Origin of the sequence: Tateyamaria sp. ANG-S1 (genome assembly GCF_000814025.1) — a bacterium.
Taxonomy (GTDB): Bacteria; Pseudomonadota; Alphaproteobacteria; order Rhodobacterales; family Rhodobacteraceae; genus Tateyamaria.
Window position 1 is genome coordinate 367,702 of record NZ_JWLL01000003.1, and the last position, 18,849, is coordinate 386,550.

An 18,849-nucleotide genomic window follows, 5' to 3' on the forward strand; every position below is an offset into this window, starting at 1 on the left:
CTTAGCCTTTCATTGTGCGCAGAACGGTGCGCGTCGCCGCGACGAGCGGATCATGCGTGTCTTTCAAAATCTGCACCCGGTCAAATCGGTACGGGTCGCTGCTCACCGCGTCCCGCAAAGCCTGACCAAAGGCCTGCCGTAGCTCGGTCCCGATGTTGAACTTGCATATACTGGTTTGGGTGGCGAGGGCGCGGCGCTGCGCAGCAGGTACGCCAGACCCGCCGTGGATCACCAGCGGGACGTCCGTAACGGCCTGGATCGCCGCGATACGCTCTTCGTCCAGACCTCCGGACTGATCGGTCTGCAGGTGCACGTTGCCGACCGAGATCGCCATCGCGTCCACGCCCGTCTCCGCCGCGAATTGCGCAGCCTCCGCAGGGTCGGTCCCGGCAGAGGCTTCGCCGTTGTCGTAGCCCACGAACCCAATCTCGCCCTCGCATGAGATGCCTGCCGCATGCGCCACATCGACGATGGCCTTGGTCTCGGCAATGTTCTCGGCCAGTGGTTTGCGCGAGCCGTCGAACATGAGCGAGGTAAAGCCGCTGTCGAGCGCTTCTTTGCATTCATCAAACGTGTAGCCATGGTCCAGATGAGCCACGACGGGGACTGAAGCCCCTTCAGCCAAATGCCGAAACATCTTGCCCAGGATGGGCAGCGGCGTGTGCGCCCGACAGGACGGACCGGCTTGTAAGATAACCGGGCACCCTTCAGCCTCTGCCGCGGCCACGTAGGCACGCATATCTTCCCAGCCCAGCGTGACCAGACCCGCCACGGCATAGCCTTGGGCCTTGGCCGGACCCAGCACTTCTGCGAGTGTTGCCAGGGTCATTTAAACTTCGCGATCATGTCCTTGATGCCAGGGATCGTTTCGATCTGGTAGGCATGGGTGGGCTGGAAGTACTGCACCAGACTGCGCTGGCTGAGCCCCCCGAGGATGGTGAAGTAGTACATCTCATACCCCGGCAGCACCGCGCAGGGATGGTAGCCGTTGTCGAGGCAGATCGTGGAGCCATCGACGATGTGATACGCATCCCCCGCTTTCCCGTCTTCGCGCTGCAGCATCTGGACGCCAGAGCCGTGGTTGGGGCGAAAGCGGAAGTTGTAGGTCTCATCATGGCGGGTTTCGATGATCTCGCCGCCTTCGGACCGGTCCGTGTCATGCTTGTGGCTGGGGAAACCGGACCACCCGCCCTGCCCGACCGTGAAGAGTTCGGACACAAGCAGACGGCCCACCTTGTCGTGGTACTTGGTACCAAGGATGTGCTTGATCTTGCGGTGGGTTTTCGTGTCGTCCGAGCCGTATTGGATGAGGTCCAATTCGTTACTGCGGACGGCGAAGGCGTCGAGCACCTTGTCGTATTTGGCGCCGGCCACGAAAATCTCGGCCTCGTCCGAGGTGCAGACCATCTCGGCCTTCGCGGCGGTAGGGACATAGACGCCCTCTGGCTCACCATCCCAGACGTCTACACCACGCCCGCCGATGGCGTCGGCCTTGAACCCCTCAGCATTGACGTCAACGGTGCCCGTCGCGGGGACGATGCACGTCTCATAGCCGGGCACGGCGTATTCGAACGCCTCGCCCTTTTTCAGCTTCACGATATTGAAGTAGTTGAGCGGGACAGTCGGATCGTCCGCGTCCACGATGGGTTTGTTCTGGTTGTCATAAGGCGCGATGTGCATCGGTGAGCCTCCTTTTACGGTGTTGTCGGGCCGGGATGATTGGTCAGGAAATCATCCAGCAGATCGGGTGTGGGCATGGCAGGCGCGCAGCCTGGTTGCGAGACGGTGATGGACGCGCAAGCCGACCCGCGCAGGATGGCCGTTTTCAGCTCGTGTCCGTCGGCAATAGAGGTCATCAGCCCCGCCATGAATGCATCGCCAGCCCCGTTGGGTTTGACAGCGGTGACAGGGTAGATCCCGGTGGCAATCTCTTCGCCCCCCGCATAGGTCACTGCGCCCTTTTCACCCATTTTGTAGACGACGATCTCGGCGGTCGTCTCGGACAGGGCGCGGGCCTTGGTCTGCCCTTTTTCCATGCCACCGGCCATGAAGCCGAATTCTTCGTCGTTGCCGACGATCATGTCAGATGCCTCTGCCGCGCGGCTCAAAACATCGGCGGCAACCGCGGCCGACGGCCAGGAATAAGGGCGATAATCCACGTCGAAGATAATGGGCAGACCCGCAGCCTTGGCCAGTTCGAACGCTCGGAAGGTGGCGGAGCGCGAGGGTTCTGCGGCAAAGACGGTGCCAGCCGTGATCAGCGCACCGTATTTGGCGTAGTCCACAGCCTCCACGTCTTCGACCGCCATCTGAAAGTCGGCAGCGCCGTTGCGGTAGATGACGTTCCTGTGCCCTTCGAGCACGCTTTCGTAGAAGGCAAGCGAGTTACGGTATTCGCCCCCCACACGGCTCACATGGTCGGTGTTCACGCCGTAGTGCTGCAATCGGTTCACACAGTAGCTGCCGACCGAGTCGTCGCTGACGGATGTCACCAATGCGGCCTTGCCACCGAGCTTACAAATGCCCGCTCCGATGTTCGCCGCCGACCCACCAAGGTCCACGGTCAAGCGTTCCACATCCTCGGCCCGCACGCCGACATCGGTGAAAAAGTCGATACCTGCGCGCCCCACAATGACAAAGTCGTTGGCCTTGATCCCGTCCAGAAGCGCGCTCATGTGATGCCCTCAGCGTTCACGGCATCCGCCTCGTCCAGGATTTCAGGGTATTTGTAGTTGAAGCCCAAGAGCTGACGCATCTTGGGGCTGGCCGCATCAAGAAAAGATTGAGGCAGCGCGCCCGGCATATCCTCCAGCGGTTTGACGAATTTCGGGATGTAGTTGATCAGCACTGCGTTGCGGTCGTGGTCGGCGGTGTTGGGCATCGCACAATGCCAAGCAGCTCCGAAGAAAATGATCGTGTCGCCGGGCGCGCCCGTCATTCGCGCGCAGTTGGCGTAGAAGTGGTCGTGATCCTGTGCCGTCGGATAGCGCATGTCCTTCTGCGTGCCCGGCAGATAGGCCGTCGCCCCGCTTTCTTCAGTGAACGGGTCAAGCGCAATGGTCACTTGCGCGTTCATCGGGAAGCTGGCGTTCAGGCCCATGGGATGCGTGTCGGGCTGGTGAAAGTCCCAATAGGGAAAGTCGATATGCGGCTCCTGTCCTGGCCCGCCGGGCAGGATACGGTTGGCGGCGATGGAGCCCATGATGAACTCTGATCCCAGCCAGCGGCGCAGCACGGCCATGATGACCGGGTGCGTCGCCATGTCCGAGAATACCGCCCCCTTGGCCAGCAGGTTCCACACCCGGCGCTGCAGGTTGGCACGGCCATCTTCCATAGCTGCGCCTTGGAAATGCGTGACCTTGTCAGCTTCGCCATCCGAATGCGCCATGATGCGGGTGCGGGCATCAGCGATCTGGTCGGCCGAAAACAGGCCGGTGATCCGCACCGCTCCGGGGCCGTTCAAAAGCTCATCGCAGATCGCGACAGGATCGGCGGTGTCAGCTGTAAAGGTCTTCATCACACGCCCTTACGCTGCTTGGGCCGGGTCGCTTCCCAGTCTGTATGGGCGGCCGCAACCTTTTCGTTGTCGGTTACATGGGGCGTGCCCACTTCCCACCATGTGTGACCTTCGGTGGTCCAGCCCTCGTATGCGTCGACCTTCATGCAGATGACATAGGTCTTGTCACTGGCCTTGGCCCGCTTGAACGCCTCGCCCAGTTCAGCAGGATTTTCCACAGTTTCGGCTGTAGCTCCCATGCTGGCGGCATGAGCTTCGAAATCCACGGCAAATGCCTCGGGTATGGTCGGCGCATCGCTCAGCAGGTTGTTGAAGCTTTCGTTGCCGGTGTTGTTCTGCAACTTGTTGATGACGGCGAAACCGCCGTTGTCGAGAACCAGAACGATCATCTTCTTCTGCGACAGAACAGAGGAGTAGATGTCCGAATTCATCAGCAGGTACGACCCGTCACCGACAAAGGTGATCACATCCTGATCCGGCTCGCGTTCGGCCTGCGCGATGCGCGCGCCCCAGGCGCCCGCGATCTCGTAGCCCATGCAGGAAAATCCGAACTCGACATCGACCGTACCGATATCCAGCGTGCGCCAATTGGCCGTGACTTCGGCGGGCAGGCCTCCTGCGGCGGCCACCACGCGGTCGCGCGGATCGCAAGCTGCATTCACGACGCCAATGGCTTGCGCATAAGAGTTGGGACGGTTGCCGTGAGCCACGTTGTCGGCGACATAGGCCACCCATTTGGCGCGTTCTTCCTTGGCAAAGTCGCACCAACTTGACGGCGCCGTATATCCCGTCAGCGCAGCGTCCAGCGCGTCCAGCCCCAACTTGGCATCACCCACCACGGGCAGCGACCGATGCTTGCCTGCATCATGGCGGCCCACGTTCAAGCCGATGATCTGTGCGTCTTTGGCAAAAGCCGTCCACGACCCGGTGGTGAAGTCCTGCAGGCGGCACCCGACCGACAGGATGACGTCCGCCTTTTCGGCAACCGCATTGGCGCTGTCCGATCCGGTCACGCCAATGGGGCCGCAATTCAGCGGATGCGTGTCCACCATGTTGGCCCGGCCAGCGATGGTTTCGACCACTGGAATGCCCGTCGCCTCGGCAAAGGTGGTCAACTCCTCGACCGCGCGGGAATACTGCACACCGCCGCCTGCGATGATCATGGGCCGTTTTGCAGCTTTCAACGCGGCGGCGGCATCAGCCACCTCTGCCGCGTCCGGGAACTGACGGCGGATGCGATGAAGCTTCTTCTCGAACATCTCCACCGGATAGTCATAGGCCCAGCCCTGCACGTCCTGCGGCAGACCAAGGAAAGCTGGGCCGGAATCGGCAGGGTCCAGCATGGTCGCAATTGCATTGGGCAGAGACTGGATGATCTGCGCGGGATGCGTGATGCGGTCCCAATAGCGCGTCACCGCCTTGAAGGCGTCATTCACACCAAAAGTCGGATCGCCAAAATGCTCAAGCTGTTGCAGCACCGGGTCCGGCAGGCGGGTGATGAACGTATCACCGCACAGCATCAGCATGGGCAACCGGTTGGCATGGGCCAAGGCCGAGGCCGTCAACAGGTTCGCGGTGCCTGGCCCCGCACTTGCCGTGCAGAACATGAACCGCTGGCGCAGCCAAGTCTTGGCGTAGGCCGCTGCGGCGAATCCCATACTTTGTTCGTTCTGACCGCGATACAGCGGTAGCTCGGTTTTGTGGTCGTAAAGCGCTTCGCCGAGGCAGGTCACATTGCCATGGCCAAAGATGCCAAATCCGCCGCCACACAGGCGCCACTCCTGCCCGTCAATCTCAATGTACTGTGCCGCAAGATAGCGGATGATCGCCTGCGCTGTCGTCAGACGCACCGTGTCGCTGCCCGCCATTTCAATCCTCCCATGGCTGCGCGATTTCAATTATCGACGATTCTGTATTGACCCGTCCGTTGCAATGACGATACCGGTATTGCAACCGGTTGCAAACACTTTTTGGGGAGGAGCCCGGATGGCCGAGATCGGGATAGGTATCGTTGGCGGTGGCTATATGGGCAAGGCCCATTCGGTTGCGTTTGGCGCAGTGGCCGCAGTGTTCGACACGGCGTTGCGCCCACGGCTGGAAATGATCTGTGCGACGTCTAAGGCGTCTGCAGAACGGTACCGCGCCGCCTATGGTTTCGCACGCGCAACCGACGATTGGCGCAAGCTGGTAGATGACCCGAAGGTGGAGGCCATCGTCATCGCCTCTCCTCAGGACACCCACCGCGACATTGCACTTGCGGCCTTTGCCGCAGGCAAGCCGGTGCTCTGCGAAAAGCCGCTGGCTGAAACACCCGATCATGCCCGCGAGATGGTGGCAGCGGCCAAGGCCGCGGGTGTCGCCAACATGGTCGGCTTCAACTATGCCAAGACCCCTGCCACCCAATACGCCCGCAAGCTGTTGGCCGAGGGGCGCATTGGGCAGGTCACGTCATTCCGCGGCGAGATGACCGAGGATTTCTTTGCAGATCCCGACGATCCGGGCACCTGGCGCGCCCAAGGCGATGCCAATGGCTGCATGGGCGATCTGGCCCCCCACCCCATCAACTGCGCTCAGGCCCTCATGGGCCCGATCGAGGCGCTTTTTGCCCGTGTTGAAACAGTACATCCCGTGCGCGGCGGGGTCGAGGTCACGAACGATGACCAAGCCTATCTGACCCTGCGCTTTGCGTCCGGTATCAACGGCAGTCTGTTCATCAGCCGCGTCGCGACGGGGCGCAAGATGGGCTATGCCTACGACATCTACGGCACCGGCGGTGCGATCCGCTTTGATGGCGAAGACCAGAACACCCTCTGGCTCTACACCGCCGAGGGGCCGGAGGCCGAGCGCGGGTTCCGCAAGATCCTGACCGGACCCGCCCATCCCGACTACCTGCCCTTCTGTCAGGGCCCCGGTCATGGCACCGGCTATCAGGACCAGATCATCATAGAGGCCAAGGACTTCCTCACCGCGATCCATACGGGGCAGCCCGTCTGGCCAACGTTCGAGGAAGGCTTGCGCGTCAATCAAGTTGTGGCTGCGGCCCTTGCATCGTCTCGGGCGGAGACGTGGGTCAACGTGGCGGATTTCTGAAAGGTTCAAGACATGATCAAAATCGGCAATGCCCCCTGTTCGTGGGGCGTGGAGTTCGCGGACGACCCGCGCAATCCATCGTGGCGCAAGGTGCTGCAGGAGAACGCGGATGCAGGCTACACCGGGATCGAGTTGGGACCGGTTGGCTTCATGCCCGAAGACCCCGGCAAACTGGGCGCCGCGCTTGAAGAGTTCGGGCAGGACCTCGTAGGCGGCGTCGTGTTCCGCCCCTTCCACGACCCGGATCAGTGGGACGACGTGATGGACGGCGCAGTGCGCACCTGCAAGGCGCTGAAAGCACACGGGGCGGAGCATCTGGTGCTGATCGACTCCATCTCTGAACGGCGCGCACCTACCGCCGGTCGGGCCGATGAGGCCGAGCAGATGGACAAGTCCGAATGGACCGCCTTTCGCGACCGCATCGCAACCGTCGCCAAGATCGGAGCCGAGGAATACGGGCTGACAGTCGGCATGCACGCCCACGCAGCAGGGTTCATCGACTTCGAGCCGGAATTGGAGCGCTTGCTGGACGAGGTGGACGCGAGCATCCTGAAAATCTGCTTTGACACCGGGCATCACTCCTACGCGGGTTTCGATCCGGTGGCCTTTATGAAGAAGCATATTGGCCGCATCAGCTACATGCATTTCAAGGACATCGATCCCAAAGTGAAAGCCGACGTGATCGCGAACCGAACCGGGTTCTACGACGCCTGCGGACAGGGGATCTTTTGCAATCTGGGCGACGGTGATGTGGACTTTCCTGCCGTTCGTCAGGTGCTGCTGGACAACGGGTTCGACGGCTGGTGTACGGTCGAACAGGATTGCGACCCGGCGGGCGACACCTCGCCCATCGACGACGCGAAACTGAACCGCGCTTATCTGCAATCCATCGGATTTGAAGGAGCCTGAGCATGGCAAAGCTACAATGGGGCATGATTGGCGGCGGTGAAGGCAGTCAGATCGGACCGGCTCACCGTTTGGGCGCAGGCTTGGATGGGCTGTTTGAGTTTTCCGCAGGCGCACTCGACCACCGACCCGAGGAAGGACGTGACTATGGTCAGCGGCTGGGCCTTGGTGACCGGGCCTATGGGTCGTGGCAGGAGATGCTGGAGGGCGAGCAAAAGCGCGACGACAAAATCGACCTGGTCACAGTCGCCACACCAAACGCCACACACTATGAAATCACCAAAGCCTACCTCGAAGGCGGCTTTCACGTGCTCTGCGAAAAGCCGATGACCATGACGGTCGAGGAAGGCGAAGAAATCGTCGAGATCGCACGCAAAACCGGCAACATCTGCGCCGTGAACTATGGCTACACCGGCTACTCGCTGGTCCGGCATATGCGCGCGATGGTGGCGCGCGGTGACATCGGGAAGGTGCGGCTCGTGGTGGCAGAGTTTGCGCACGGCCACCATGCCGACGCCACAGATGCCGACAATCCGCGTGTCCGCTGGCGCTACGATCCGGCTCAGGCGGGGGTGTCAGCCCAGTTTGCGGATTGCGGGATTCACGCGCTGCACATGGCGTCTTTTGTGACGGGCCAAGAGGTTGAGAAGCTGAGCGCTGATACCGTGTCCTGCATCGATGTGCGGACCTTGGAAGACGACGCGATGGTCAACTTCCGCACGGATGGCGGCGCCGTTGGGCGGCTCTGGACCTCGTCCGTGGCCATCGGGCGGCAGCACGGGTTGGGGATTCAGGTCTTTGGCGAAACCGGCGGGTTGCGATGGTCGCAGGAGCAGCCGAACCAGCTGTATTACATGCCGCTGAACGACCGCCTGCAAGTCATCGAACGGGGCGAGGCGAATTTGTCGCCCGAAGCCGACCGGACGACGCGCGTCACTATCGGACATGCCGAAGGGATGCCGCTGGCCTTTGCAAACATCTACACAGATCTGGCCGAGGCGATCCGGGCGCGCAAGGAGGGGCGGTTGATGGATCCGGCGGCAAACCTGTATCCGCGAGCCGAGGATGGGTTGCGGTCCATGGCAGCGGTCTTTGCGGTGGCTGAAAGCGGCAAGCAGGACGGCGCTTGGCTGGATGCGCGGCCACCGATGTTTCGGTAGGTAGAACGTCGCCAAAGCTATTTTGAAAGGACAACTCCCTGCTGCGAGACTGAGGTAGAGAAAATCACTTGCTCGGCCCCAAATCGCATAAGGCGCATGTGTTCTGTAAATCCGAGACGCCTTAACAGAGTGCAGGATCGTGCATTTGCGGCCTGCGTCTCTGCAACAAGACGTGGAACTTGCATGTCGTTGAAAGCGTGTGAGACCACACGGGCTGTTGCTTCTCGGGCCAGTCCTTGACCCCAGGCGCGCGGGTGGAATTGGTAAGACAGTTCGATGTCTTGCCCGTCCTTGTGGGGGCCGAGTTCCACCAAACCAACCGGCTGACCGATGTCGCGCAAGCACGCAACCCATCTGCCCTGCGCACCGACACTGTGCCGAAAGCGGGAAACGGCCGCGCTGCATTGCACTGGTCCGCCCAGGTAACGGCGTACGTCCGGGTGCGCGACCAGTTCGCAATAGAACCGAAGATCATCCCGAGCCAGGTGGCGCAGGACAAGGCGTTGCGTGGTCAATCGGGGCGCGTATCCCATAAGCCACTTAGGACAGCTGCAGGACTGTCAGGCAACACCCGAACCAAGACTGGACGAAGGATTGGCGACGCTTTGCCAGATCAGCCGGGCACGGGGCGCAGCGTGCCACGCTCGACCACGTGGCAGTCAAAACTGAGCGACTGGGCAATCGTCTCTTCCCCGTCGAGCATCGCCTCGACCAGATCGACGGACGTGCGCACGATATCGTCGATGGGATTGTGAATAGTGGTCAGGTCAATCAGCTCCCACGCGGCCATTTCCATGTTGTTGAGACCAAGGATGCCGACGTCATCCGGCACCGACAGGCCCGCATCCTTGATAGCGGACAAGGCGCCGATGGACAGGACGTCATCGCCACAAAAATATGCCTCGGCCGGGCCCATGGCGAGCAAGCGCGCCATCTCCTCCCGCCCGGCGTTGAAGGAATATGCCTTGGCATAGCTGACAGACAGGGCAACGTCGGGATGCCGGCTGAGTTCCTCGACAAAGCCAGTGTGGCGGTCGCGGGTCGAGGTGGCGCTGAGCGGACCGGCGAGAAAGCCGACACGCCGGTAGCCGCGTTTGATGAGCTCGCGCGCGGCGATACGGCCCGCTTCGATGTTGTTAATGCCCAGCACGTTGATCTTGGGGGCGTCGGTAAGGCGACCAAAGGAATGGACGACGCGCATGCCCGCCTCGTGAAAGCTCTCGGCAAAGCTGACTGGGAGGGTAGATGACGCTACGATGACCGCATCGACCGAGTATTGCCGGAGAAGGCGCACGGAGTTTGAGGGGTCGGTTTCGTCGGAAAGGTTCACCAGCAAGGGGCGCAAACCGCGTTTTTGCAACTCGCGCGTGACGAGGTCGAACACCTCAAGAAAGATCGGGTTGTGGAAGTTGTTGGAAATGACTCCCACCAGCTTGGTCCGCCCAGTGGTGAGTGAGGACGCGAGCGCATTGGGGCTGTAGCCTAACTCAGCGGCTGCTTTTTCGACCTTCTCCCGTGTCTTGCCGCTGATCGACGCGCCGGGCGTGAAACAGCGCGACACGGCGGAGCGCGATACCCCTGCCCGTTCGGCCACATCTTTGAGGGTTACGGCCACTGCTCAGGCCCCGTCGTCGTCATATTTGGACCAATCCACCTTTGAAAACTGCCATTGCGCATAGCCGCCAATGCCGAAGATGAACAGAGCCCATCCGACAGCGCCGGTGGACAATTCGAACAGTCCCCAAAAGATGCACACGGCGACGGTAAGATACCGTCGCCAGGCTTGAGCAAAAAAATCGTGATCGAGGTCCATGAGTGCGCGGCCTCAGGCCGCGTCCTCGTACCCTTCCTGCGTCTTGGCACCAGTGATGTAGGCCACCACGTCCTGCCCATCGGTATCTTCCTTGCGAAGGTTCGCACAGATGCGCCCCCGTCGGAAAACCACGATCCGGTCCACAAGGTCAAACACCTGCCGCATGTTGTGGCTAACGAGGATCAGAGGTTCGCCCTGTTCCTTGAGCGTGCGGATGATGTTTTCGACCTGTGCGGTTTCTTGAACGCCCAGCGCCGCAGTCGGTTCATCCATGATAGTCAGGCGCGAGTGGAAGGTCGCCGTGCGCGCAATGGCCACGCATTGCCGCTGACCGCCCGACATGTTGCGGATGGTGTTGCGGATGTTGGGGATTTTCACGGCCGTTTTTTCCAGCCCGTCCATAGTCGCCTGCCGCATTGCCTTGTAGTCCAGCAGGCGAAAGGGGCCGAGCCAATCGAACTTGGTCTTTTCGCGGCCAAGAAACAGGTTGTCCGGGACGTCCAGGTCATCAGCCAAAGCCAGCGTCTGGAATACGGTTTCGATTCCAGCCTCACGTGCGTCCAGAGGACCCGTGAAATTCACCGGCTCGCCGTAGAACATGATGTCACCGCGCGTGCGCTGTTCGACCCCGGTGATCTGGCGGACAAAGGTGGATTTGCCCGCGCCGTTGTCGCCCATGATTGCCACGTGCTCACCCTTTTTCAGAGTGAAGTTGGCGTCGTTGAGGGCATGCACACCGCCATAGTGTTTGGTCAGCCCGCGCGTCTCGAGTACGATGTCGTCGCTCATTGGTATCTCCCCCGTCAACTTCGCAAGGCCGCGCGTTCTTGCCGGACCTTGTCCAGCACCACAGCGCCGATGATGATCGCGCCCATCGCCATCAATTGGTAGAAGGCGTCGAGTTTGATGTATGTGAACCCGGATTGGATGACGCCGAAGACCATGGCACCCAGCACCGTCCCGATGATCGAGCCGCGTCCGCCGGTCAGGCTGACGCCGCCGATGACGGCCATGGCGATGGCGTAGAGCTCGTAGAAGATGCCCATGCCGGATTGCGCCGTGAGGTTCTTGGAACTCAACACGATGGCGGCAAAGGCAGCGAGCATCGACGCGATCATGTAGACCAGCACCTTGTGCCGTTTGACGTTGATGCCGGACATGCGCGCTGCATCCTCGTTCGAGCCAATGGCATAGGTGTGTTTGCCGTAGACCGTGTATTTGAGGATGAAGTGAAAGAGGATCGCAAGAGCGAGGAAGAGGTAGACGGGCATCATACCCTTGCCGATCAACGCATAGGTTTCGGTGGGGAACGACACCGGCTGCCCCCGCGTCCATGCTTGCGCGATGCCCCGGCAGATCAGGAACATGCCCAGCGTCGCAATGAAGGGCGGGATCTTGGTATAGGCGATAAGACTGCCGTTGATGGCTCCGATCAGGGCGCCGAAACTGAGACCGACGAGCAGCGGTATGATCACGGGCAAGTCGAACGCCCAAGGGCCGAACACCGCCTTCGGGTTGGGGCCACCGTTAACGAGTTCGGTTTGCGCAAAGGACATGACGATCATGGCCGTCGCCCCGACAAGGGGGCCGGAACTGAGATCGATGCCGCCCGAGATGATGACTTGCGTCACGCCCAGCGCGATGATGCCAATGATCGCAACCTGCAGGATGATGATGCGCAGACGTGCTTCGTTGAAGATGCTGTCGAACCGGTCGCGCGTGTCGAAGAGAAAGCTCTGCCCGTTCATGTAAGGCAGAAGCTGCCCTGCCGCCTCGAAGGCGAAGATGATCAGGATCAGCGCGAAGAAGATGTTGAGCTCGTTTGGCCAGGCCCGTCGCTTGCTGTCAAATGTCAGCCCGCCCGTGCCATGCGATGCGTCGGCCATGGATGCCTCCCGTTTGAGCGGCCGAAAGTGCCGCTTCTGTCATCAGGGTGTCGGGTGGTCGGGCTGCATCACCGCAGCCCGACCGATCATAGAGTTACTGGAGGAACTCGGACACATTTTCCGGCGTGACCAGCTTGAATGGGATGAAGACGGTCTTGTCGACATCCTCTCCATTCGCGAGCTTGATCGCCGTGTCGATGGAGCCTGCGCCCTGACCTGCGAGGTCTTGGAAAACTGTCACATCCATGTCACCGGCCTGCATCGATACCAGCGCGTCGGGCGTAGCATCCACGCCGCCCACCTGAACGTCATCCATCGAAATGCCTGCAGACTTCATGGCCTGGATCGCGCCGATGGCCATTTCGTCATTGTTGGCAAAGACGGCATCGAAGGGCTCACCAGAGGAAATCCAGTTGGTCATGAGGTCTTGCGCCTGGTCACGGGACCAGTTGGCCGTCTGGCTGTCGATCAGGGTGATGAAGTTGCACATATCCATGCCAAGCACATCCTCGACATCCTTGGAACGCTGCACCGCCGCCTGGTTCGACAACTGGCCCATCAGCATGTAGGCGGTTGCCCCACCCGACTTGCCCGCAGCGCGCAGGTTCTTGCAGATCTCAAATGCTTTCAGCGTGCCGCTTTCGATCTCGTTCGATGCCACGAACGCCTGCCCTTCGGGCAGCGTGTCCATGTTGATCGGCTGGCGGTTCACATAGACCATTGGCACACCGGCAGAGGCGGCGGCCTGGCTCATCGCTTCGGTCGCGTTGGTGTCGACCGCATTCACGATGATCGCGTCCACACCCGATGCGATGAAGTTGTTGATCTGGTCAAGCTGGCGCGCCACGTCGTCTTGCGCGTCTTCCATGATCAGTTGAACACCATCCAGCGTTTCAACGTGCTCGGTCATGCCGTTGCGCATGATGGTCAGGCCGTTGTCGTCAAACCGGGCCACGGACACACCGATGGTTTCAGCCATGGCCGTACCACCCATCAGCATGGCAAGCGCGCCCACTGTCACAAAATTCTTCATGGTTTCCTCCCAAGTTGCGTGTCCGGATCACGCCGTTTTTCGCCGGACTGCCGACCGAAAACCGCCTCTGTCTGGGCTGAGTCTTCGGCTGGCAACGAGGAGGATGATATGCGAGTCGCCGCATTTTGCAACCGGTTGCATTCAAATTTTCGGATCCGGCGATCCGGGCGCCTAGCCGCAGCTTGTCGCGAGAATGCGGCTGATCTCTTTCAGCGAACGGCCAGACTGGACCTGCCATTCGTTCATCGCCGCTTGCACCGCGCGCATTGCGGACTTGGATGTCGGGGGCTTGTCGATCACCCCTTCGGCAATGAGACGAGCGACGACATCGCGGGACAGGATGTAACCGTCGACGCCCATGAAGCGCAGGAAATATTGCCCCGTGCTGCCGCCCAGCCGGTTGCCCTCCTTCTTCAGCAATTCCAGCAGCGCGGCATAGTCGCTGGCCGGCCATTCCGCGATCATGCGACCGAAACCGCCATGTCTGGCGCTGTGCTCCTGAATGAAAACTGCGTTTTGTTGCACGGATCTGATCTTTTGCGGGTAGCGGACAATTGCGGTGTCACGACAAAGCGCATCGAACCAATCGTCGCTCATCATCGCACAGCGCCCGATGTCGAAGCCGTGGAATGCGGTTTCGAATCCTAGCCACATGTTGTCGACAACGCGCCAATTGAACCCGGCCTGAAAGATCGAACGGGTCATTTGCGACAGCCACCTGTCATCCGGGATCGCGGCCAAAGTTGCAGCATCCGCTGACAGCTCGACACTTTCCAAAACTGCCGCTTCGCCGCCCTTGCGCTCAGCGCTGATGGCCAAAATATCGTTGATCGTCCGCATGAGTAGCATCCCTCTGTTCGTACACAGAAACGATACGCACGCGCGGCACGGCTGGAAAAGGCGCAATTCTGCAAGGGGGATGGTGCGGTGATGCGTGCAAGACCAGTCACGGCAAAGTTTGCGCGCGAAAACTTTCTTGCTTATCGTGACCCTGTTCCTGCAGTGGCACGGGTCGGAGGAGAGCATGGGCGAACGCAAGATCAAAAACATGGAGGAGTTCGCCTCTGTCAGTGGGATTTCACGGCCGACCGTTTCGAAATACTTTAACGACCCGACAAGCGTACGTGCCTCGACCCGCGCGCGGATCGAGGCAGCTATCGAGCAGTATGGGTACCGGCCCAACATCTATGCGATGAACCAGAACCGGCAGTTGACGAAAAACATCGGCGTGGTTGTGCCCTATCTGGCGGATCCGTTCTTTGGCGAGATTGTGCGTGTCATTGAACGACGGTGTATCGAGGCGGGCTTTTCTCCATCCCTCTTCAGCTCGCATGGCGAAGCCGAGCAAGAACGTGACATCCTTGACACGTTACGGTCGCTGAAACCCGCTGGTGTCCTGCTGGCGCCATTGGGACGCCTGTCAGACAAGTCGGCGATTGAGGCGTTTTGCCGGGATGTGCCCACAGTGCTGTTCGACAGCAACATCGACGGCATGGGCGAAGCCTTTGTCGGATCGGACAATTACAGCTTTGTATCCCAGACTGTAGAGTATCTGAGCCGCACCGGTGAGCCGCCCTCATTCTTTGAGATGAAGACCCCCGCGAACCCCAATGCCAACAAACGCAGGCGCGCCTATCTGGACATGATGGAACGGCTGGGGCTGGAGCCGCATGTGTTGCAGATTGACGGCAGCGGCTGGGCGTTTGAAGAGATCGGGCGCAAGGGCGGGCATGACGTTCTAAGCCGGGATGCGTTGCCCACCAATACAGTGTTGTGCAGCAACGACCGGCTCGCCATCGGGTTTATGTCAGCTTGCTTCGAGGCTGGGCGCAAGGTTGGCCGCGGGGCCGGGCATGATCTGCGCGTGGCCTCGCATGACGATCATCCGTTTTCGCGCTACACCTGCCCGTCACTCACCACGGCGGCACATGATTATGCCAATGTCTCGGGCCATGCGGTCGAGACGCTGTTCCGCCTGATCGAATCGGGCGGACGCTTTCAGACCCGGGAAGAGACCTTGTTTTCCGCACGCCTTATCATGCGCGATTCCGCCTAAGATACTGGCTGCGAATACTTTCTCCTAATTTCTTTACGCGCGTAAAAAATTATTTGACGCGGCGACAGATCTGACAGTAGCGTTTGTGAACAACATCCAATCAAGGGAGGAGTCGGATGTACCTTAAGAACGCACTTCGTGCGGCGACAGCGCTGTCGCTGGTCACGGCAACGGGCGCACTGGCAGACGGCCACGCAAAATCACTCACCATCGCGATCGTGAACAACGGTCACATGATCAACATGCAGAAGGTCGCCGAGGCCTACACCGAAGAAACCGGCGTGCAGCTGAACTGGGTGTCGCTGGAAGAGGGCGTGCTGCGCGAGCAAGTGACCTCCGATACAGCCACAGGTGGCGGTCAGTACGACATCATCAACATCGGCATGCAGGAAGCGCCCATCTGGGGGGCCGCAGGCTGGATCGAACCGCTTGAGTTCGGTGCCGAGTACGACGTCGACGACATCCTACCCGCCATGCGCGCAGGTCTGTCTCATGAGGGCACGATGTATGCGGCACCTTTCTATGGCGAATCGTCGATGGTCATGTACCGCAAGGACCTGACCGACGCGGTTGGCGTCACCATCGCCGACAATGACAGCTGGGACAACGTCAAGGCCGCAGCCGCAGCCATCCACGACCCCGACAACGGTGTCTACGGTGCCTGCCTGCGCGGCAAGCCGGGCTGGGGCGATAACATGGCGTTCATCACGACCATGGTGAACTCGTTTGGCGGCGCATGGTTCGATGCGGATTACAAGCCGACCATCGACAGCGACGAATGGCGTGCGGCCATCAACTTCTACGTTGATCTGCTGGGCACTTATGGCCCGCCCGGATCCGAAGGCAATTCGTTCAACGAGATCCTTGCCCTCTATAACGAAGGCAAGTGCGGCATGTGGATCGACGCCACAATCGCGGCGTCTTTCCTGGAAGTGGACGGTGTGGCCTATGCGCAGTCGCCGAATGCCGGGAACCCGGTTGGCGCGAACTGGCTGTGGGCGTGGGCCATGGCCGTGCCCGCGGGGACCGAGAATGCGGACGAGGCGAAAGCCTTTATCGAGTGGGCTACGTCGAAAGAGTACGTGCAGGCCGTGGCGGATCACCCTGACTTTGGCTGGGGCAGCGTTCCAACCGGTCAGCGTGCGTCCACCTACGCGAACCCTGACTTCCAGGCAGCAGCAGGCTTTGCTGCGGCGGAGTTGGCAGCCATTGAATCCGCTGCTCCGGAAGCGACTGATCTGAAGCCCTATGTCGGTGTTCAGTTCGCAGCGATCCCGGAATTCCCCGAGGTCGGCTCCGCCGTCGCTCAGGAAATGGCGGCGGCCCTGTCCGGTGCCAAGTCGGTGGATGAGGCGCTGGAGGCATCGCAGGATGCGGCCAACGCCATCATGCGCGAAGCCGGTTACTACTAAGTCTTCCCAGACTTACGGGGGGTCCGCCTGTTCGGGCCTCCCACCCTCCCAGCGACGTGCTCAAGCGGGTTTCGCAAAACCTGAATTGGCCTAAGCTGGCACTCTGATACCGCATCTTCATTTCAATTGGCACCGCATGAGACGCGCGGCGCCGGGGTCTAGGGTCATGTCCGATAGAAAGCTTCCTCGCCTGCTCCAAACACCGGCCGTTCTGCTGCTGCTGATCTGGATGCTGATCCCGCTGGGGATGACGCTCTACTTCTCGTTCATCCGCTATGTGCTGAACAGCCTGCGCCGCCCGGAATGGACGACGCCGTCGCTTAGCAACTGGCGCGGGTTTGGCAACTACGAATTTGTCTTGAACAACAAGGATTTCTTGTTTGCCATCCAGAACAGCCTGCTGATCGTGTGCAGCATCCTGTTCCTGACCGTAATCCTGGGCGTGTTGATCGCCGTTCTGATCAACAAAGCATTCCCGGGACGCGGCATCGTGCGGGTTCTGTTGATTTCGCCCTTTTTCGTGATGCCTGCGGTGAACGCGGTGTTGTGGATCAACATGATCCTGGACCCGGTGCTGGGCCTGCAGGGCCTTGCCGTCAACGGCATCAACGGGATGATCGCCTCGCTTCAGAACGCGCCGCTTGTCGGGTGGTTCTTCTCCCTGTGGCCGCAGCTTGAGCCGATTTCATTTCGCGCCACGCAAACCTCGGCCTATGCGGTCATCATCATGGTGACGTGGCAGTGGACGCCCTTCGCCGTCCTGATCTTCATGACATCGCTGCAATCAGAGGATCAGCAGCAGAAGGAAGCCGCCGTGCTGGACGGCGCCGGGCTATGGTCGCAATTCCGGTTCCTTACCCTGCCCCACCTGTCGCGGCCCATCGCTATCGTGGTGATGATCCAGGCCATTTTCCACCTGTCGCTTTATGCCGAGATCGAGATCGTCAGTCGCGGCAACGGGAACAAGAACCTGCCCTATCTGATCGGTGAATTTGCCAACAACAACATTGGCGCGGCCAGCGCCACGGGCATCTTCGCCGTCATCCTCGCCAACATCGTTGCCATCTTCCTCCTGCGGATGATCGGCAAGACATTGATGGAGTAAGCACTATGGCCATCGTTGCTGAAACCTCCCGCTTCTCAAAGCTCAGCCGGCCTGTTTTGGCCTGGATCGTAGGTCTGCTGTTCTTCTTCCCGATCTTCTGGATGATCCTGACCAGCTTCAAGACGGACGCGGATGCGGTGAAGCCCGAGTTCCTGTTGTTCTTCACGCCGACGCTGGAGAACTACCTGAACATGACCGAGAACTACGACTATTGGCGCTTTGCCACGAACTCGGTCATCACCTCTGTCTTTGCAACGATCTTTGCCCTCGCCGTCGGTATCCCGTGCGCCTATGCCATGGCCTTCAACCCGTCGCGCTCCACCAAGGACGTGCTGATGTGGATGCTGTCGACCAAGATGCTGCCAGCAGCTGCGGTGCTGTACCCGATGACGTTCTTGACCAAGAGCCTAGGGATCTTCGACACCCATTTCCTGATTGTGTTGGTGCTGATGCTGATCAACCTGCCCATCGTGATCTGGATGCTGTTCACCTACTTCAAAGAAATCCCCAAGGACATCATTGAAGCGGGCCAAATGGACGGGGTGAGCACCTGGGGTGAAGTGAAGGAAATCCTGATCCCGCTGGCCTGGGGCGGCATCGCCTCGACGGCTCTGCTCTGCTTCATCTTCTGCTGGAACGAGGCCTATTGGACGGTTCGCCTGACCACGACCGAGGCTGCCACTCTGTCCAAGCTGATAGAAGGCAACCGCGCGCCCGAGGGGCTGTTCTTTGGCCGCCTGTCCGCCGTCTCTGCCGCCGCCGTTGGCCCGATCATCGTGCTTGGCTGGTTCTGTCAAAAACAACTGGTCCAAGGGCTGACTTTCGGCGCCGTGAAATAGGAATGCCCGCGCGCATCACGCAACGCGGAACC

Annotated in this window: 18 protein-coding genes; 7 read left to right on the forward strand and 11 right to left on the reverse strand. The window is 60.4% G+C overall.

Features of this window, described 5'->3' with window-relative positions; translation table 11 throughout:
- Position 1: 1 nt before the first annotated feature.
- From RA29_RS03660 to iolD, 5 genes are read right to left on the reverse strand one after another with little or no spacing between them, the layout of a single operon-like run.
- Positions 2-829 (reverse strand): class II fructose-bisphosphate aldolase, encoded by an 828-nt coding sequence (locus RA29_RS03660; protein WP_039683004.1) that lies wholly within the window; start codon positions 827-829, stop codon positions 2-4.
- Positions 826-1,680 carry a 5-deoxy-glucuronate isomerase gene (locus RA29_RS03665; protein WP_039683006.1) on the reverse strand — a complete coding sequence of 285 codons (855 nt, stop codon included), beginning with the start codon at positions 1,678-1,680 and terminating at the stop codon, positions 826-828. Before RA29_RS03665 ends, RA29_RS03660 begins: the two co-directional genes overlap by 4 nt.
- A gap of 14 nt (positions 1,681-1,694) precedes the next feature.
- Entirely contained in the window at positions 1,695-2,675 is a 981-nt protein-coding gene (iolC, locus tag RA29_RS03670; RefSeq protein WP_039683008.1) for a 5-dehydro-2-deoxygluconokinase, read from the reverse strand.
- A complete protein-coding gene (locus RA29_RS03675; RefSeq protein ID WP_039683010.1) occupies positions 2,672-3,517 on the reverse strand; it encodes a phytanoyl-CoA dioxygenase family protein in 846 nt (281 codons plus the stop codon). The genes iolC and RA29_RS03675 overlap by 4 nt, the downstream gene beginning before the upstream one ends.
- Positions 3,517-5,385, reverse strand: a complete 1,869-nt coding sequence (gene iolD, locus RA29_RS03680) for a 3D-(3,5/4)-trihydroxycyclohexane-1,2-dione acylhydrolase (decyclizing) (RefSeq protein ID WP_039683012.1) — start codon at positions 5,383-5,385, stop codon at positions 3,517-3,519. Before iolD ends, RA29_RS03675 begins: the two co-directional genes overlap by 1 nt.
- A gap of 118 nt (positions 5,386-5,503) precedes the next feature.
- Here iolD and RA29_RS03685 point away from each other — a divergent pair, with 118 nt between their 5' ends.
- From RA29_RS03685 to RA29_RS03695, 3 genes are read left to right on the forward strand one after another with little or no spacing between them, the layout of a single operon-like run.
- On the forward strand, positions 5,504-6,607 hold the full coding sequence (locus RA29_RS03685; RefSeq protein ID WP_039683014.1) for a Gfo/Idh/MocA family oxidoreductase: 1,104 nt from the start codon (positions 5,504-5,506) through the stop codon (positions 6,605-6,607).
- Between the two features lie 12 nt (positions 6,608-6,619).
- A complete protein-coding gene (locus tag RA29_RS03690) occupies positions 6,620-7,516 on the forward strand; it encodes a TIM barrel protein (RefSeq protein ID WP_039683016.1) in 897 nt (298 codons plus the stop codon).
- A gap of 2 nt (positions 7,517-7,518) precedes the next feature.
- Positions 7,519-8,673 (forward strand): Gfo/Idh/MocA family oxidoreductase, encoded by a 1,155-nt coding sequence (locus RA29_RS03695; RefSeq protein WP_039683018.1) that lies wholly within the window; start codon positions 7,519-7,521, stop codon positions 8,671-8,673.
- A 613-nt stretch (positions 8,674-9,286) separates the two neighbouring features.
- Here RA29_RS03695 and RA29_RS03700 read toward each other — a convergent pair.
- The 6 genes from RA29_RS03700 to RA29_RS03725 form a co-directional block, all read right to left on the reverse strand.
- Entirely contained in the window at positions 9,287-10,288 is a 1,002-nt protein-coding gene (locus RA29_RS03700) for a LacI family DNA-binding transcriptional regulator (RefSeq protein ID WP_039683020.1), read from the reverse strand.
- 3 nt (positions 10,289-10,291) lie between these two features.
- Positions 10,292-10,486 (reverse strand): hypothetical protein, encoded by a 195-nt coding sequence (locus RA29_RS03705; RefSeq protein WP_039683022.1) that lies wholly within the window; start codon positions 10,484-10,486, stop codon positions 10,292-10,294.
- 12 nt (positions 10,487-10,498) lie between these two features.
- Positions 10,499-11,275, reverse strand: coding sequence for an ATP-binding cassette domain-containing protein (locus RA29_RS03710; protein WP_039683023.1), 777 nt, complete (start codon positions 11,273-11,275; stop codon positions 10,499-10,501).
- 14 nt (positions 11,276-11,289) lie between these two features.
- Positions 11,290-12,372, reverse strand: a complete 1,083-nt coding sequence (locus RA29_RS03715) for an ABC transporter permease (protein WP_039683025.1) — start codon at positions 12,370-12,372, stop codon at positions 11,290-11,292.
- 94 nt (positions 12,373-12,466) lie between these two features.
- Positions 12,467-13,405, reverse strand: coding sequence for a sugar ABC transporter substrate-binding protein (locus RA29_RS03720; RefSeq protein ID WP_039683027.1), 939 nt, complete (start codon positions 13,403-13,405; stop codon positions 12,467-12,469).
- A gap of 171 nt (positions 13,406-13,576) precedes the next feature.
- The gene (locus RA29_RS03725) at positions 13,577-14,455 is read right to left on the reverse strand and encodes a DNA-3-methyladenine glycosylase I (protein ID WP_342666379.1); all 879 of its coding nucleotides are present in this window, start codon (positions 14,453-14,455) and stop codon (positions 13,577-13,579) included.
- Between RA29_RS03725 and RA29_RS03730 the strand changes: the two genes are divergently transcribed.
- The 4 genes from RA29_RS03730 to RA29_RS03745 all read left to right on the forward strand — a co-directional run bounded on the left by RA29_RS03730 (position 14,430) and on the right by RA29_RS03745 (position 18,817).
- Positions 14,430-15,461 (forward strand): LacI family DNA-binding transcriptional regulator, encoded by a 1,032-nt coding sequence (locus RA29_RS03730; RefSeq protein WP_039683916.1) that lies wholly within the window; start codon positions 14,430-14,432, stop codon positions 15,459-15,461. The genes RA29_RS03725 and RA29_RS03730 overlap by 26 nt on opposite strands.
- Before the next feature lie 116 nt (positions 15,462-15,577).
- Positions 15,578-16,873 carry a sugar ABC transporter substrate-binding protein gene (locus RA29_RS03735; RefSeq protein WP_039683032.1) on the forward strand — a complete coding sequence of 432 codons (1,296 nt, stop codon included), beginning with the start codon at positions 15,578-15,580 and terminating at the stop codon, positions 16,871-16,873.
- A 166-nt stretch (positions 16,874-17,039) separates the two neighbouring features.
- Entirely contained in the window at positions 17,040-17,978 is a 939-nt protein-coding gene (locus RA29_RS03740; protein WP_039683034.1) for a sugar ABC transporter permease, read from the forward strand.
- A gap of 5 nt (positions 17,979-17,983) precedes the next feature.
- Positions 17,984-18,817, forward strand: coding sequence for a carbohydrate ABC transporter permease (locus RA29_RS03745; RefSeq protein ID WP_039683036.1), 834 nt, complete (start codon positions 17,984-17,986; stop codon positions 18,815-18,817).
- Positions 18,818-18,849: the final 32 nt, after the last annotated feature.